The sequence below is a fragment of the Streptomyces coffeae genome (assembly GCF_016741875.1).
Classification (GTDB): domain Bacteria; phylum Actinomycetota; class Actinomycetes; order Streptomycetales; family Streptomycetaceae; genus Streptomyces; species Streptomyces coffeae.
Genome location: NZ_JAERRF010000136.1, coordinates 1 through 1,056, shown reverse-complemented (window position 1 = coordinate 1,056; position 1,056 = coordinate 1). Strand labels below are relative to the sequence as shown.

Sequence of the window (1,056 nt, the reverse complement as noted above, 5' to 3'; positions counted from 1 at the left end):
GCGGTGGTCGTGGCGGGTTCGGATGCGGTGTTGTTGACGTCGAGGCTGTCGGTGCAGTCGCACCCGTGGCTGGCTGATCATGTGGTGGCTGGTTCGGTGGTGGTGCCGGGCACGGCGTTGGTGGAGCTGGCGGTACAGGCCGCTGACCTGGCTGGCTGCGACCGTGTCGAGGAGTTGACCCTCCAGGCGCCGTTGGTCCTTCCGCAGGACGGCGCTGTCATGGTTCAGATCAGTGTCGATGCTTCGGAGCATGAGGACGGGCAGCGTGCGGTGAGGATCTACTCCCGAGCGGAGGGAGCTGGCGTTGATCAGCCGTGGATGTTGCATGCCACGGGGGTTCTGACGGCTGGGCGCGCCGTGGCTGACTGGGATCTGCGGGTGTGGCCGCCTGTGGGGGCGGAGTCTGTCTCGCTGGAGGGGCTGTACGAGCGGCTGGCTGGGGCAGGGCTGGTCTATGGTCCTGCGTTCCGGGGTTTGCGCGGGGTCTGGAAGCAGGGTGAGGACCTGTTTGTGGAGGCGGCTCTGCCGGAGCATGTCGCGGATGAGGCGAGCGGGTTTGGCCTGCATCCGGCACTGCTGGACACGGTGTTGCATGCGCTGGGGCTGCGGGGCGAGTCCGGTGAGGGTGCGCTGCTGCCGTTCTTGTGGTCGGGGGTGTCGCTGTCGGCGGTGGGGGCGTCTGCGGTGCGGGTCCGGCTCACCCCGCGGGGTACGGGCGAAATCGGGCTGCGGGTCGCCGATGCTACGGGTGACCCGGTCGCTGAGGTGTCGTCTCTGGTGCTGCGCCCGGTCTCGCTTGCCGAGCTGACTGCGGCCGGTTCGACCACCACGGACAGTCTGTTCCGACTGGACCTGCTTCCCGCGCCTGTGAGTGAGCCGGGTGACCTTGGTGTCTGGGCGGTGCTCGGGGAGAGTGGTGAGTGGTGTGGTGCTGGTGTTCCGGTGACGGGTTATGGCGATTTGGCGGGGTTGGTTGCTGCTGTTGATGGTGGTGCGGTGGTTCCGGACATGGTTGTGCTCCCGGTCTGTGATGCGGGTGCGGATGCTGAGGTCTCT

1 protein-coding gene is annotated in these 1,056 nt (G+C 67.5%); it reads left to right on the top strand.

Annotated features, from left to right (window positions below; genetic code table 11):
* On the top strand, positions 1 to 1,056 hold a 1,056-nt coding region (locus JK363_RS41310; RefSeq protein ID WP_201883472.1), incomplete at both ends, for a polyketide synthase dehydratase domain-containing protein.